This is a genomic window from Mycobacterium sp. E136, from assembly GCF_001666865.1.
Lineage (GTDB): Bacteria > Actinomycetota > Actinomycetes > Mycobacteriales > Mycobacteriaceae > Mycobacterium.
The window spans coordinates 1-14,697 of sequence record NZ_LZJE01000149.1; the positions used below are offsets into that span (position 1 = coordinate 1).

At 69.0% G+C, this 14,697-nt stretch carries 19 protein-coding genes; 16 read left to right on the plus strand and 3 right to left on the minus strand.

Translation table 11 applies throughout. The features are described from left to right. Together A5698_RS09740 and A5698_RS09745 are read left to right on the plus strand one after the other, a co-directional pair. The coding region (locus A5698_RS09740) for an NAD-dependent epimerase/dehydratase family protein (protein WP_068295872.1) at nt 1-729 on the plus strand (729 nt) is incomplete at its 5' end. Between the two features lie 37 nt (nt 730-766). Next, nucleotides 767-1,837: a lysophospholipid acyltransferase family protein gene (locus A5698_RS09745; RefSeq protein ID WP_068295874.1), complete on the plus strand. Its 1,071-nt coding sequence runs from the start codon at nt 767-769 to the stop codon at nt 1,835-1,837. Between the two features lie 15 nt (nt 1,838-1,852). On the opposite strand, the gene A5698_RS09750 is transcribed toward A5698_RS09745, so the two are convergent. Continuing rightward, nucleotides 1,853-2,392 carry an FAS1-like dehydratase domain-containing protein gene (locus A5698_RS09750; RefSeq protein WP_067088493.1) on the minus strand — a complete coding sequence of 180 codons (540 nt, stop codon included), beginning with the start codon at nt 2,390-2,392 and terminating at the stop codon, nt 1,853-1,855. Between the two features lie 105 nt (nt 2,393-2,497). After that, nucleotides 2,498-3,388 (minus strand): HAD family hydrolase, encoded by an 891-nt coding sequence (locus tag A5698_RS09755; RefSeq protein WP_068295877.1) that lies wholly within the window; start codon nt 3,386-3,388, stop codon nt 2,498-2,500. A 39-nt stretch (nt 3,389-3,427) separates the two neighbouring features. On the opposite strand from A5698_RS09755, the gene A5698_RS09760 reads away from it, so the two are divergent. The 14 genes from A5698_RS09760 (at nt 3,428) to A5698_RS09825 (ending at nt 14,213) form a co-directional block, all read left to right on the plus strand. Then, nucleotides 3,428-3,682 carry a glutaredoxin family protein gene (locus A5698_RS09760; protein WP_068295879.1) on the plus strand — a complete coding sequence of 85 codons (255 nt, stop codon included), beginning with the start codon at nt 3,428-3,430 and terminating at the stop codon, nt 3,680-3,682. 127 nt (nt 3,683-3,809) lie between these two features. Then, complete coding sequence (locus A5698_RS09765; RefSeq protein ID WP_068295884.1) at nt 3,810-5,153, plus strand: glutamyl-tRNA reductase; 1,344 nt, start codon at nt 3,810-3,812, stop codon at nt 5,151-5,153. 3 nt (nt 5,154-5,156) lie between these two features. After that, nucleotides 5,157-6,089, plus strand: a complete 933-nt coding sequence (gene hemC, locus A5698_RS09770; protein ID WP_068295885.1) for a hydroxymethylbilane synthase — start codon at nt 5,157-5,159, stop codon at nt 6,087-6,089. A 53-nt stretch (nt 6,090-6,142) separates the two neighbouring features. Next, nucleotides 6,143-7,801, plus strand: coding sequence for a bifunctional uroporphyrinogen-III C-methyltransferase/uroporphyrinogen-III synthase (locus A5698_RS09775; RefSeq protein ID WP_067088485.1), 1,659 nt, complete (start codon nt 6,143-6,145; stop codon nt 7,799-7,801). Nucleotides 7,802-7,806: 5 nt separating this feature from the next. Continuing rightward, nucleotides 7,807-8,787 (plus strand): porphobilinogen synthase, encoded by a 981-nt coding sequence (gene hemB, locus A5698_RS09780; RefSeq protein ID WP_068295887.1) that lies wholly within the window; start codon nt 7,807-7,809, stop codon nt 8,785-8,787. Next, complete coding sequence (locus A5698_RS09785) at nt 8,775-9,239, plus strand: hypothetical protein (protein WP_502688900.1); 465 nt, start codon at nt 8,775-8,777, stop codon at nt 9,237-9,239. Before hemB ends, A5698_RS09785 begins: the two co-directional genes overlap by 13 nt. Nucleotides 9,240-9,259: 20 nt before the next feature. Then, entirely contained in the window at nt 9,260-9,628 is a 369-nt protein-coding gene (locus tag A5698_RS09790; protein ID WP_068295892.1) for a hypothetical protein, read from the plus strand. Continuing rightward, a complete protein-coding gene (gene mce1N / locus A5698_RS09795; RefSeq protein WP_068295893.1) occupies nt 9,625-10,101 on the plus strand; it encodes a transport-regulating membrane protein Mce1N in 477 nt (158 codons plus the stop codon). Before A5698_RS09790 ends, mce1N begins: the two co-directional genes overlap by 4 nt. Then, complete coding sequence (locus A5698_RS09800; protein ID WP_068295894.1) at nt 10,098-10,349, plus strand: hypothetical protein; 252 nt, start codon at nt 10,098-10,100, stop codon at nt 10,347-10,349. The genes mce1N and A5698_RS09800 overlap by 4 nt, the downstream gene beginning before the upstream one ends. Nucleotides 10,350-10,474: 125 nt before the next feature. Then, a complete protein-coding gene (locus A5698_RS09805) occupies nt 10,475-11,332 on the plus strand; it encodes an oxygenase MpaB family protein (RefSeq protein WP_068295896.1) in 858 nt (285 codons plus the stop codon). Next, nucleotides 11,319-11,933, plus strand: a complete 615-nt coding sequence (locus A5698_RS09810; RefSeq protein ID WP_068295897.1) for a TetR/AcrR family transcriptional regulator — start codon at nt 11,319-11,321, stop codon at nt 11,931-11,933. Before A5698_RS09805 ends, A5698_RS09810 begins: the two co-directional genes overlap by 14 nt. Nucleotides 11,934-11,978: 45 nt before the next feature. Then, nucleotides 11,979-12,287, plus strand: coding sequence for a hypothetical protein (locus A5698_RS09815; RefSeq protein WP_231967367.1), 309 nt, complete (start codon nt 11,979-11,981; stop codon nt 12,285-12,287). Between the two features lie 35 nt (nt 12,288-12,322). After that, entirely contained in the window at nt 12,323-12,805 is a 483-nt protein-coding gene (locus A5698_RS09820; protein WP_068295899.1) for a pyridoxamine 5'-phosphate oxidase family protein, read from the plus strand. A 49-nt stretch (nt 12,806-12,854) separates the two neighbouring features. Continuing rightward, complete coding sequence (locus A5698_RS09825; protein WP_068295900.1) at nt 12,855-14,213, plus strand: cytochrome P450; 1,359 nt, start codon at nt 12,855-12,857, stop codon at nt 14,211-14,213. Between the two features lie 3 nt (nt 14,214-14,216). Here A5698_RS09825 and A5698_RS28935 read toward each other — a convergent pair. Further along, a partial coding sequence (locus A5698_RS28935; RefSeq protein ID WP_197506731.1) for a hypothetical protein occupies nt 14,217-14,697 on the minus strand: 481 nt, incomplete at its 5' end.

Consider the following 14,697-nt stretch of genomic DNA (forward strand, 5'->3'; position numbering starts at 1 on the left):
TTCGCGGCCTGTCAGAAGGCGCCGTCGGTGCAGCGCGTCGTGCTCAAGTCGACCTCGGAGGTGTACGGCTCGAGCGCGCGCGACCCGGTGATGTTCACCGAGGACACCAGCGCGCGGCGGCCACCGGGGGAGGGCTTCGCGCGCGACAGCATCGACATCGAGGGCTATGCGCGCGGACTGGGCCGTCGCCGGCCGGACATCGCGGTCACCATCCTGCGGCTGGCCAACATGATCGGTCCGGGGATGGATACGGCGCTGTCGCGCTACCTGGCCGGCCCCGTGGTACCGACGGTCATCGGGCACGACGCCCGCCTCCAGCTGCTGCACGAACAGGACGCGCTCGGGGCGCTCGAGCGCGCGACGATGGCGGGCAAGGCGGGCACGTTCAACGTCGGAGCGCCCGGGGTCGTGATGATGAGCCAGGCGATCCGGCGGGCCGGGCGGATCGCGTTGCCGGTGCCTCGATCGGCGCTGGCCGCTGTGGATTCGCTGACGCGTGCGACTCGCTACACTGAACTCGATCGCGAGCAGCTGAACTACCTCAGTTATGGCAGAGTCATGGATACGTCGCGGATGCGAAACGAACTCGGCTATAACCCGAAGTGGACGACAGTCGAGGCCTTCGACGATTACGTCAGAGGTCGCGGATTGACTCCGATCGTCGACCCGCGGTGGGTACGCTCAATGGAGAGTCGCGCCGTTGCTGCGGCGCAAAGGTGGGGACGCTAGGCGCATCAACTGATCGGGTGGGGAGAAGGAAACGACCGTGGCGGGCGAGTCCAAGGCGAAAGTTATACCGCTGCATGGTAATTCGGGCCGTGCAGCGGCTCAGCGGCGGAACGCCGCGCGAGCGCAGGGCTCCCGCCGACATCCGTCGCAGCTCTCGGATCCGGTCAGCGGCGCCTCGGCCGAGGAGATCGCCGCCGTCGTCCGCGAGATCGACGAGCACCGCGGCGGCGTGACCGGCGGCGCACCGATCGTCGACGAGACGCCCACCGAACTCGCCAAGAACATCGCGGCCGTCGCCGAATTCGTTCGCAAGCGGATGACGGGCGATTACACCGTCGACGAATTCGGGTTCGATGCCCACCTCAACAACGCAATCTTTTTGCCTTTGCTGAGAGTCTTCTTCAAGTCGTGGTTCCGCGTCGAGGTCAGCGGCATCGAGCATCTGCCCGAGACCGGCGCCGCGCTGGTGGTGGCCAACCACGCCGGCGTGCTGCCGTTCGACGGGCTGATGGCCTCAGTGGCGGTGCACGACCACCACCCGACGCACCGCGACCTGCGCCTGCTGGCCGCCGACATGGTGTTCGACCTGCCCGTGGTCGGTCAGGCCGCACGCAAGGCCGGCCACACCATGGCCTGCACCGCCGACGCCCACCGACTGCTGGCCGCGGGCGAGCTGACCGCGGTGTTCCCCGAGGGCTACAAGGGCCTGGGCAAACACTTCAAAGACCGTTACAAGCTGCAGCGATTCGGCCGCGGCGGCTTCGTCTCGGCGGCGCTGCGCACCAAGGCGCCCATCGTGCCGTGCTCGATCGTCGGATCCGAGGAGATCTATCCGATGATCGCCGACGTCAAGCTGCTGGCCCGGCTGCTCGGGCTGCCGTACTTCCCGATCACGCCGTTCTTCCCGCTGGCGGGGCCCGTGGGGATGATCCCGCTGCCGTCGAAGTGGCATATCCAGTTCGGTGAGCCGATCGAGACCGCGGACTACGACGAGTCGGCGGCCGACGACCCGATGGTCACCTTCGAGCTCACCGACCAGGTGCGCGAAACCATCCAGCAGACGCTGTACCAACTGCTCACCCAGCGCAGGAACACGTTCCTCGGCTGAGCGGCCGGAAAGAGGCTAGCTCTCCGAACTACTTTGCTTGGCAATCATTTTCGCGATCGCCTCGTCGCGTGCGGCGGCGATGCGCTGGCTCACCTCGTCGGCCTCGGTGTCCGACTGAGCCTCGCCCATGACGGTGACGACGCTCGTCAGGACCGGCTTGCCCTCGGCGTCGGTGACCTCGCCTCGGACCTCGGTGACGATGGCGCCGTGCGACTCGGTGACCGAGTCGAGGTAGGAGTCGAAGAACAGCTTGTCGCCGGCCAGGATCGGGCGGTGGAACGTGATCTTCTGGTCGCGGTGCAGCACGCGCTCCATGTTGATCGGCACGTCGAACTGGTTGAAGATCTCCAGCTGGACGCGGCGACCGGCGACGGCGAGGAAGGTCAGCGGGGCGATCAGCGAGTCGTAGCCGTACTCGGCGGCGGCCTCTTCGGTGAAATGCGCCGGGTGCTCGTCCTTGACCGCACGGGCGAACTCACGGATCTTCTCCCGGTCGACCTCGAAGTAGTCGGGATACCGGTAGTGGGTTCCGATGATGTTCTCTGCGATTGCCATGCCTGACCTGCTCCTCGCGTGCGCGGGCTGCCGTCTCGTCTTGTCGGAGTCAGCGGCGCGAGCCTATCAGCGGGCGTGGGCCCCAGCCTCGCCCAGCGCGGCTCGTCAGCGGCCCTCCTGGCGGCGCGAGACCACCGCCGCCAGTGCCCCGCCGGCCGCGCCGAGCGCCAGCGCCGACGGCACCCCGATGCGCGCGGCCTTGCGCGCGGTGCGGAAATCGCGGATCTCCCAGCCACGCTCACGTGCGAGGTCGCGCAGGTCGGCGTCGGGGTTGATCGCCACCGCGGTGCCGACCAGCGAGAGCATCGGCACGTCGTTGAAGCTGTCCGAGTAGGCCGTGCAGCGGCGCAGGTTGAGCCCTTCGCGGATCGCCAGGGAACGCACCGCGTGCGCCTTCCCGGTGCCGTGCAGGATGTCGCCGACCAGGCGGCCGGTGAACACCCCGTCGACGGATTCGGCGACGGTGCCCAGCGCGCCGGTGAGACCGAGCCGCTTGGCGATGGTCGCGGCCAGCTCGTACGGGGTCGCGGTGACCAGCCATACCTGCTGGCCGGCGTCGAGGTGCATCTGCGCGAGCGCTCGGGTGCCGGGCCAGATCTTGTCGGCGATGATCTCGTCGTAGATCTCCTCGCCGACCGCCATCAACTCGGCCGTCGAGCGGCCTTCGATGAACGCCAGTGCCTTGCGACGGCCAGCGGCCACGTCCTCGCTGTTCTCGCGGCCGGTCAGCTGGAACTTCGCCTGCGCATAGACGAACCGAGCGATGTCGCCGTAGGTGAAGAACTTGCGGGCGGCGAGGCCGCGGGCGAAGTGCAGCAGCGACGACCCCTGCACCAGGGTGTTGTCGACGTCGAAGAACGCCGCAGCGGTCAGATCCGGTGGCGGAGCCGGTGGGGCCGGGGCGGTTTCGGCCGCCAGGTCGGTGACGGCCGCCTCCGCGCTCGCCTCGCCGGCGAGTTGCTGTTCAGCAGCTTCGCGGTCGCCGATTCCAGACACGAATCAACCCTAAGTCACCGGTGCGGCGATACTGGCGAGGTGGAGCACGCGGTGGAGTTGTTGACGCGCGACGGGTGCACGATCTGCACGGACGCGGCGGCGCGGCTGGCCCAGCTGGCCGACGAACTGGGGTTCACGCTGGCCGTCACCGATGTCGACGCCGCCGCGAAGGCCGGCGATCCGGGGCTGCGTGCGGAGTTCGGCGACCGGCTCCCGGTGGTTCTGCTCGACGGGCGCGAACACAGCTACTGGGAGATCGACGAGCCACGCCTGAGGGCCGATCTCGCGACGTGACGGGCGCCGCCGCGAAGCGGGATACCAGTACGGGTTTCGCCGTCGGAATACGGGTCCGACGAAAACAGCGCGGAATTTGGTGAGCTAACTGTTCACCGACTACCTTGGATGACGTGGTGATGAGGCCGTGAGCGTGCTGCTTTTCGGGGTTTCGCACCGCAGCGCGCCGGTGTCCGTGCTCGAGCAGCTCAGCACCGACGAGTCCGATCAGGCAAAGATCGTCGACCAGGTGCTGCAATCCTCCCTCGTCACTGAGGCCATGGTGCTGTCCACGTGCAACCGCGTCGAGGTCTACGCGGTCGTCGACGCGTTCCACGGCGGCCTGTCGGTGATCGGGCAGGTGCTCTCCGACCATTCCGGGATGAGCCTCAACGACCTGACCAAATACGCCTACGTCCGGTACGCCGAAGCCGCCGTCGAGCACCTGTTCGCCGTGGCCTCCGGCCTGGATTCCGCGGTCGTCGGCGAGCAGCAGGTGCTCGGCCAGGTCCGCCGCGCCTACGCGGCCGCCGAGGCCAACCACACCGTCGGCCGCACCCTGCACGAACTGTCGCAGCGCGCGCTGGCCGTCGGCAAGCGGGTGCACACCGAGACCGGCATCGACGCCGCGGGCGCTTCGGTCGTCTCCGTCGCGCTGGACACCGCCGAAAGCAAGCTCGGCTCGCTGGCCGGCCGCACCGCGGTGGTCATCGGCGCGGGTTCGATGGGCTCGCTGGCCGCCAAGCACCTGGCGCGGGCGGGCGTCGAGCGCATCCACGTGGTGAACCGCAGCCAGCCCCGGGCCAAGCGCCTCGCGGCCAACGTTCGCGAGCTGGGCATCGAGTCGCAACCCTTCCCGTTTGACCACCTGCCGCCGCTGCTCACCGACGCCGACGTCGTCGTCTGCTGCACCGGAGCGGTTCGGCCGGTGGTCTCGCTGGCCGACGTCCACCGCGGTCTGGCGCACGGCCAAGAGCCAAAACAGCTGGTCATCTGCGACCTCGGCATGCCGCGCGACGTGGATCCCGCGGTGGCGGGTCTACCCGGCGTCTACGTCGTCGACATGGACCGCATCCAGCGCGAACCGGCCGCCCGAGCCGCGTCGTCCGACGCCGAAGCCGCCCGCGCGATCGTCGCCGCGGAGGTTGCCAAGTACCTTGCCGGTCAGCGGATGGCCGAGGTCACCCCGACGGTCACCGCGCTGCGTCAGCGCGCCGCCGACGTGGTCGAGGCGGAGCTGCTGCGCCTCGACAACCGGCTTCCGGACTTGGGCACCGCGCAGCGCGACGAGGTCGCCAGGACGGTGCGCCGGGTCGTCGACAAGCTCCTGCACGCCCCGACGGTGCGGGTCAAGCAATTGGCCAGCGCACCCGGCGGGGACAGTTACGCCGAGGCGCTGCGCGAGCTGTTCGAGCTCGACCAGCAGGCCGTCGACGCCGTCGCGGGGCCCGAAATGCCTTTGCTCGCATCGGATCTCGACAAGGCCGAGTAACGGTTGACTGTAATTCGGATAGGCACTCGCGCCAGTCTCTTGGCGACCACCCAGGCAGGGACAATTCGGGACGCGCTGATCGCGAACGGACACGCCGCCGAGCTCGTCCCCGTCTCCACGGAGGGCGACCGCAACCAGGGCCCGATCGCCGATATCGGCGTGGGTGTGTTCACCGCGGCTCTGCGGGAGGCCATCCACGAGGGCCGGGTCGATGCCGCCGTGCACTCGTTCAAGGATTTGCCGACCGCGGTCGACCCGCGCTTCGTCATCGCCGCAAGCCCCCCGCGCGAAGACCCGCGAGACGCACTGGTGGCGCGCGACGGACTGGTGCTCGGGGAGTTGCCCGCGGGGTCGGTCATCGGCACATCGAGCCCGCGACGGGCCGCACAGCTTAGAGCACTGGGTCTCGGTTTGGAAATCCGCCCCCTAAGAGGCAACCTGGATACCAGGTTGAACAGGGTTAGCAACGGTGATCTCGACGGCATCGTAGTCGCACGGGCGGGACTGGCCCGCATCGGGCGGCTGGCAGATGTCACCGAGACTCTCGAGCCGGTGCAGATGTTGCCAGCGCCGGCTCAAGGTGCGCTCGCGGTCGAGTGCCGCGCAGGCGACACCGAGCTCGCCGCGCTGCTGGCGGAGTTGGACGACGCCGACACGCGCGCCGCAGTCACCGCGGAACGGGCCCTGCTCGCCCGACTGGAGGCGGGTTGTTCCGCACCGGTGGGAGCGATCGCGGAGGTGGTCGAGTCCATCGATGAGGACGGCAACGTCTTCGAAGAGGTGTCGCTGCGCGGCTGCGTAGCGGCGCTGGACGGATCCGACGTGATCCGCGCGTCCGGCGTCGGCACTTCCGACCGGGCCCGGGAGCTGGGGCTCTCGGTCGCCGAGGAGTTGTTCGATCTCGGGGCGCGCGAACTCATGGCGGACGCCAACTGAGCTGTAGAGCTGCGATGAGCGACAAGCGAAGAGCAGAGAGATGAGTGAGTGAGATGACAGGCCAGACCAGCGGGCGGGGGCGCAAGCCGAAGCCGGGCCGCATCACGTTTGTCGGATCGGGTCCCGGCGACCCCGGGCTGCTGACGACGCGGGCCCACACCGTGCTCGCCAACGCCGCCCTGGTGTTCACCGACCCCGATGTGCCGGAAGCCGTGCTGGCCCTGGTGGGGTGCGAACTGCCGCCCCCGTCGGGGCCCGAACCTGCCGAGGCCCCCAAAGACGGTGAGGCCTCCGACGCCGAAGCGCCGGCCATCCCAGGCGGGCCCGATATCCGGTCGGCCGTCGGCGATCCGGCCGAGGTGGCCAAGACGCTGATCACCGAGGCCCGTACCGGCGTGGACGTGGTGCGCCTGGTCGCGGGCGATCCGCTGTCGGTGGACGCGGTGATCACCGAGGTGTCGGCGCTGGCGAAGTCGCACCTGAACTTCGAGATCGTGCCGGGCCTGCCGGACACCACCGCGGTACCCACATATGCGGGTCTACCGCTGGGGTCCGCGCACACCGTGGCCGACGTCCGCGATCCCGACGTCGACTGGGCCGCACTGGCCGCCGCGCCCGGTCCGCTGATCCTGCACGCGACGGCGTCCCATCTACCCGACGCGGCGCGCACGCTGATCGAGTACGGACTGACCGACACCACGCCGCTGGTGGTGACTGCGAATGGCACGACGTGCCAACAGCGTTCGGTCGAGACGACGCTGGCCGGGCTGCTCGACAAGGCCACGCTGGCCGGCACCGAGCCGTCGGGCCCCTTGTCCGGGCCACTCGTCGTGACCATCGGCAAGACCGTCGCCAACCGCACCAAGCTGAACTGGTGGGAGAGCCGCGCCCTGTACGGCTGGACCGTGCTGGTGCCGCGTACCAAGGATCAGGCCGGCGAGATGAGCGAGAAGCTGGTGGGCCACGGCGCATTGCCGATCGAGGTCCCCACCATCGCTGTCGAGCCGCCGCGCAGCCCCGCCCAGATGGAGCGCGCGGTCAAGGGTCTGGTCGACGGCCGGTTCCAGTGGGTGGTGTTCACCTCCACCAACGCCGTGCGCGCGGTGTGGGAGAAGTTCAACGAGTTCGGCCTCGACGCGAGGGCGTTCTCGGGCGTGAAGATCGCCTGCGTCGGCCAGGCCACCGCCGACCGGGTGCGGGCGTTCGGCATCAACCCCGAGCTGGTGCCCGCCGGTGAGCAGTCGTCGCTGGGCCTGCTCGATGAATTCCCGCCGTACGACGACGTTTTCGACCCGGTGAACCGCGTGCTGCTGCCGCGCGCCGACATCGCCACCGAGACGCTGGCCGAGGGCCTGCGCGAACGCGGCTGGGAGATCGAGGACGTCACGGCATACCGCACGGTGCGTGCCGCACCGCCGCCCGCGCACACCCGCGAGATGATCAAGACCGGCGGCTTCGACGCGGTCTGCTTCACCTCGAGCTCCACGGTGCGCAACCTGGTCGGTATCGCGGGCAAGCCGCACGCGCGCACCATCGTCGCGTGCATCGGACCGAAAACCGCCGAGACCGCAGCGGAATTCGGCCTGCGCGTCGATGTGCAGCCCGAGGTCGCCGCCGTCGGTCCGCTGGTGGAGGCGCTCGCCGAGCACGCCGCCCGGCTGCGCGCCGAGGGCGCACTGCCCCCGCCGCGTAAGAAGAGCCGCCGCCGCTGACCGAGATGGGTTTTCCCAGGCATCGTCCCCGCCGGCTGCGCGCGACTCCGGCGTTGCGGCGGCTGGTCGCCGAAACCGCCTTGGAGCCACGGCAACTGGTGCTGCCGATGTTCGTCGCCGACGGCATCGACGAACCCCGTGAGATCTCCTCGATGCCCGGCGTCGTGCAGCACACCCGCGACTCGCTGCGCCGCGCCGCCGCCGACGCGGTGGCGGCCGGTGTCGGCGGCCTGATGCTGTTCGGCGTTCCGCGCGACGAGGACAAGGACCCCACCGGGTCGATCGGCGTTGCCGAGGACGGCATCCTCAACGTCGCACTGCGCGACCTGGCCGGCGACCTCGGCGACGACACCGTCCTGATGGCCGACACCTGCCTCGACGAGTTCACCGATCACGGTCATTGCGGGGTGCTCGACGGCGCGGGCCGGGTCGACAACGACCTGACCAACAAGCGCTACGTGGAACTCGCTGTGGCACAAGCTGATTCGGGTGCCCACGTCGTGGGTCCGAGCGGCATGATGGACGGCCAGGTCGCCGCGATCCGCGACGGCCTGGACGCCGCGGGGCACACCGACACGGTCATCCTGGCCTACGCCGCGAAGTTCGCCTCGGGGTTCTACGGCCCCTTCCGTGATGCGGTGGGGTCGAGCCTGCGTGGCGATCGTCGTACGTATCAACAGAATCCGGGCAATGCGCGCGAGGCGTTGCACGAGATCGAACTCGACATCGACGAGGGCGCCGACATCGTGATGGTCAAGCCCGCGATGAGTTATCTCGACGTCGTGCGCGCGGCGGCCGACCTGTCGCCCGTGCCGGTGGCCGCCTACCAGGTCTCCGGCGAGTACTCGATGATCAGCGCGGCCGCCGCCAACGGCTGGATCGACCTGCAGACCGTCGCCCTCGAAACCCTGACCAGCATCCGGCGGGCCGGGGCGGACATCGTCTTGACGTACTGGGCGGCCGACGTCGCCGCCTGGCTGGCGTGAGCCCGGAGTCAGACGGCCGTTCGGATCCCGCCGGGCAGCCGCCACGCGAACCCGGCACCCGCCCCGACGACGTGGACACCGGCTTCTGGCTCTGGGTCGCCTCGCTTCCGCTGTTGATCATCGGCCACATCGTCGACCTGCTGGTCGACGATCGCACCGACAAGCTGCCGGCACCGGTGCTTGCGCTCTCGGTGGTGTTCATCCTGATCATCGGGGCCATCGTGCTGACCTTTCAGATCCTGATGCGCCAGGGCTATCGGTGGGCGCGGACCGTGCTGACCGGCACGGGCGTCGCGGCCGTGGTGTACGTCGCGAGCAACCTGTTGCGCGGCGACCGGCCGCCGGCCGCCGCAGTCTCCTATGCGGTCACCGCGATCCTCGGCTCGGTGCTGATCGTCGGCGGCGTGTATCTGCTGCACCGCAAAGACGCCACCGACTTCTTCACCCGGTGACCCGATAGGCTGACCCGACCATGACCGCTCCTGCGCCGCGAAACCGCGTCGTCACCGCCGCCTTCTGGTGCTGGGTCGTCGCTTCGGTGATGTTGATGCTCGGCGGTCTGATCGCCGCCTCGGTGAACCTTCCGACGCTGTTCCGCGGCGCGGGGATCCTCACCGTTGCCGCGGGTGCGGGGATGGCCTTCCTTGCCGGCCGCAGCCGCACCGGCGATGTCCGGTTCCGCCGGGCCGGTGTGGCGCTGGCGTCGACCATCGTCGTGTTCGTCGCCCTGCTCGCCCTGAGCGGCGTCGTCCACTTCGTCACCGTGCTCGCGGTGCTCCCGCTGATCGCGGGGGCGGTCCTGAACACGCGGCCCGCGGCCGACCAGGGGGAAGCGACATGACCGAGAAGGCGCCGCAGGTGCTGTTCTACGAGCAGGGTGCCAGCTGGTGGTGGCTGGCGGCCGGACCCGCCTCGGCGATCGCCATGGGGCTGATCCAGGCGTCGGCCGGTTACGGCTTCCAGTGGATGGTGCCCGGCATGTTCCTACTCCTCGTCACCGGCTTCCTCGGGATCCAGGTCAAGGCCGCCCGCATCCACACCTCGGTCGAGCTGACCCCGGACACCCTGCGCCAGGGCACCGAACGGATCCGCACCGACGAGATCGTGCGCATCTACCCCGAACCCACCGGCGCCGAGGCCCCGAAGTGGCAGTCGGCGCGCGCGCTCGGCGAACTCACCGGCGTCCCCCGCGGCCGCACCGGCATCGGGCTGAAGATGACCAATGACCGCACCGCGCAGGCCTGGGCCCGCAAGCATCAGAAGCTGCGGGAGTCGCTGACCCAGCTGATCGAAGAGCGCATCCCGCCCGCATGAGGGTCCGGGCAGCGCTCGAGCTTGTGCTGGCCGTCGCCGCGGCGGTGGGCAGCGTGCTGAGCTGGACGGCGGCCGCGACGACGGTCGCGGTGGCGCCGGTGCTGGAAGGCGAGCCGGAGACGTCCTCGGTCGAGTACAGCGCGCCGCTGCTCGGCCTGGCGCTGCTGCTGGCGGCGGTCGCCGGGGTGCTCGTCGTGCTGGCCGTCGCCCACTGGCGTCGTGCTCGCGTGCGAGCTGACGCGAAGTAGCATTCGCGATCACTGATCGGCCGCTTTCACGACCACGGCTTCTCCTCTCGCTCGCCGGTCCGGTCTGTCGTGAGCCCTCTCACAGCCGCTTGGTACAAAGTGCGAAATTTGTAACACTGTTCCACATGACCGAATTGGTGGAGACGAACAGACCCGTCGACGACGCGCTGCCGCTGGGGCCGCAGTCGCTGGTGTGGCGCTATTTCGGGGACAACCGGATGTACCTGATCGGGCCGCGGCCCGCGGTGCTGCAGAACATGCTGGCCGAACTCGGTCAGGGCGTGCTCGACCACTCGGTGTTCTTCGACGACACCGCCGCGCGGGTGAAGCGTTCGCTGCCGCCGATCTTCAACACTGTCTACGGCTCCGACGACGCCAACCCCGGGACGCAGGTCCGTGACTTCCACACCGAGATCAAGGGCGAGATGCCCGACGGCAAGCGCTACCACGCGCTGGATCCGGAGACCTACTTCTGGGCGCACGCGACGTTCGTCGAACAGGTGCTGTACTTCGCCGACACCTTCGTCAAGCGGCTGAGCCGTGAGGAGAAGGAGCAGATCTATCTCGAGTCGAAGACGTGGTACCGCCGCTACGGCGTGAGTGAGCGGCCGATGCCGGCCACCTACGACGAGTTCGAGCGCTACTGGGACCGCATGCTCGACGAGATCGTCGTCGCCCACAAGACCGCGGTGTACGGCGTCGGCTACGTCACCAAGGGGTTCCCGTGCCCCAAGGGCGTTCCCGCATGGGCATGGCGGCTGATCGGGCCGCTGTTCAACCCGCTGGCGGCGTTCCTGACCACCGGCGGGTTGCCGCCCCGCGCTCGCGAGCTGCTGCAACTGCCGTGGAGCGACCGTCAGGAGCGTCGCTACCAGCGCTTCGCGGCGTTCTGGCGCTCGCGTCCGGTCAACTGGGTGTGGGATCGTCTGCCTATGAAGTGGCGCTACAACGGCTACGCCCAAAAAGGTTATGCCCGAGCCTGACCCGGCGACGGGCAAAGACCCGGCGATGGAAGCCATCCTCGACGCCGCCGTCATCGAGTTCGAGCGACACGGCTTCCGTCGGGTCGCGCTCGACGACGTCGCGCGTCGCGCAGGCGTCAGCCGAACGACCATCTACCGGCGTTTCGCCAACCGCGACGAGCTCGTGGCCGCGGTGATCGAGCGCGAGAACATCGCGCTGTTCGCCGACATCGCCGAAGAGGTCAAACGAGTTGGGCCGCAGTCGAATTACTATGTCGAGGCGTTCACGCTGTCGATCTTGAAGTTCCGCCGCCATCGCGTGCTGTACCGGATACTGACCGACGAGCCCGCGCTGCTGCTCGAACTCGCACGAAGGCACTACGACGCGGCGATCGCCCGGATGGCCGCCGCTTTGCGGATCATCTTCCCCGCCGGATTCGCCGAGCGGATCGGGGAGGAGGCCGTCGAGGAGTTGGCCGACACCATCCTGCGGTACGCGGCGATGGTGTTGCTGCTGCCCAGTTCCCAGCCGCTGGAGTCCGCCGACGACATCCGCGCTTTCGCTCGCAAACACTTTCTTCCCAGCCTGCCCGCCGCTTTGCGAACGGTTCCCACCGGTTAGCCGAAACCGCGTTTCGTATTTCGGCTCTCCGGGCAGTCGTAGTCCATGACCAGCGAACAAGGGCAGAGCGAAGAACAGCAGAGCCCGGAACCCGAAACCGACGAACATCACCAAGTGCTCGACGAGCCCGAGGATCGGCCGCCGACCGAGAAGCCCGAGATCACCGACGAGCATCGGGAAAAGGCCAAAGAGATGCACAAGGCCTACGAGGAGGAACGGCCCACCACCAAGATGCCAGGGACCGGCGGTGCCGTCGCGGGCACCGCGGTCAACGACTGGCTCGACGACGACGGAAACCCCAAGTTCAGCAAGGATTCTGCGGACAGCGAGGCTTCGGAGAGCAGCGGCAGCTGACCGGCCGGGACGGCACCTGCCTACGCTAGGCAACCGTGACCACCCTGGAGCAGATTGCGCCCGCGTTCGTCGAGATGGCCCACTCCATCGTGTGGGCCTCGGTGGCCACGGTCGATGCCAACGGCAGGCCGCGTACCCGCATCCTGCATCCGATTTGGGAGTGGGACGGCACCGACCTGTTCGGCTGGATCGCCACGGTGCCGTCGCCGATCAAGAAGAGCCATCTAGCCGTGCACCCGGAGGTCTCGGTGAGCTACTGGAGGCCCGACCACGACACCTGCAGCGCCGAGTGTCTGGTCGAGTGGTACGTCGACGACGAGACCAAGGCGGCGGTGTGGGACAAGTTCGCGACCGCGCCCGCACCGGTGGGCTACGACCCGCGGATCATCCCGATGTGGCAGGACGGGCCGACCTCCGAACAGTTCGCCGCGCTACGGCTGTCGCCCTACCGCATCCGGGTCATGCCCGGCGCCGTGATGATGAAAGGTGAAGGCGCGCCGCTCACCTGGTCGGCGTGAATGTCCCGTACCGGTGCCGAGCCGACGCGCCAGGGGTGATGATCTGCACATGACCACCACGCTCGACGTCACGGCGTTGCCGCTGGTGCCCAAGAACCCGCTGCCGATCTGGCGGTTGGCCCGACTCCTTCGGCGGTTCGACACCGGGCAGGATGTCATTCGCGACGCAGGCGGCCCCATCACCCGCATTCAGATCGCGCCGAAGTGGGTGTATCCGCCGGTCGTCGCGGTGATGTCGCCCAACGGCATGCGCGACGTGCTCACCCGCTCCGACAACTCCTCGGAGCGGTGCATCTACCACGACGAGGTCCGCAACATGGCGGGCGACAGCCTTTTCGTGTTGCCCAATGACCTGTGGCGGCCCCGCAAGCGGGCGCTTCAGCCGGTATTCACCAAGCAGAACGTCCGCAAGTTCGGCGGTTACATGTCCGCGGCGGCCCAGGCGTTCGTCGATCGCTGGCCCGAGGGCGGCGAATTCGATCTCGACGACGAGTGCCGCCGCGTGGCGATGCAGTCGCTGGGCCGCTCCGTGCTCGGCATCGACCTCAACGAGCGCGCCGACACCATCGCCCGGTGCATGCACGTCGCGTCGTCGTATACCGCCGACCGCGCGCTGCGACCGGTGCGGGCACCGCGCTGGCTGCCGACACCCGCTCGCCGCCGCGTGCGCCGCGCGGTCGCCGAGATGAAGGAGATCACCGACGACATGGTGCGCGCGTGCCGCACCGACCCGACGCGCGACGCGCCCCTGGTGCGGGCGTTGATGGCGGCGGTGGACCCCGAAACCGGGTTGCCGCTGTCCGACGACGACATCTCGAACGACCTGCTGATCTTCATGCTCGCCGGCCACGACACCACCTCGACCGCGCTCACGTTCACGCTCTGGGTACTCGGACGTCACCCCGACATCCAGGACCGCGTCGCCGCGGAGGCCGCCGCCATCGGCGAGCGGGAACTGACCCCCGACGATGTGCCGCGGCTCCAATACACCGTGCAGGTGCTGCACGAGGCGATCCGGCTGTGCCCACCTGCGGCCGGCGTGGCTCGACTGGCGACCCGCGACATCGCGGTCGACGGCTACCGCGTCGAGGGCGGCACCCTGGTGGCGCTCGGCATCTACGGGCTGCACCACGACCCGGCCATGTGGCCGAATCCGAAGGTCTTCGATCCCGAGCGGTTCAGTCCCGAGAACACCCAGAACCGCGATCGCTGGCAGTTCCTGCCGTGGCTGGCCGGCGGGCGGCCGTGCATCGGCGAGCACTTCGCGCGACTGGAGACGACGTTGGCGCTGGCCACGATCGTGCGCGCCGCCCGGGTCGAATCGCTCGACGACACGTTCGAAACCGACGTGCCGTTCACCACCATCGCCAGAGGCCCGGTCCGGGCGCGGATGCGGCCGCGACGCTGACGTCTACCGCATTGCGGCAGCGCCCAGACGCGTCGTGCCGCCCGGCATCTCACCGCGGTGCCAATCGGCGACCGCCTCGGCGATCGCCCGTACCTGCCGGTCGGTCTCGACCACCGCATAGGACGTGACGAGCCCGGTGAGCCCGTTGATAGAGCCTTCGTAACCGATTCGGTGCGCGAGATCGCGTAACCATCGCTCGGCGCGGGCCCCGCGTCCGAACGAAAGACCGCGCGCGTCGCCGATGATGAGGACGCGGCGCGCGCCCAACTCGCCGGCCGCCATGCTCGCCGCCTCGCAGATGGCGTCCCCGCACTGGCGCAGTCGCCGGCGTACCGCATGGTGCTCGCCGAACATGGAGTCGACGCAGTCGGCGTCGACGATCGCGACGGCGGAATCAAGCGAAGTTGCGTCGTGCGGGAGATTCGGTGTCGTGGCCGCATCGAGCCGGTGTCGAACGGCTGCGATGCCGCGGCTTGTCAAAACT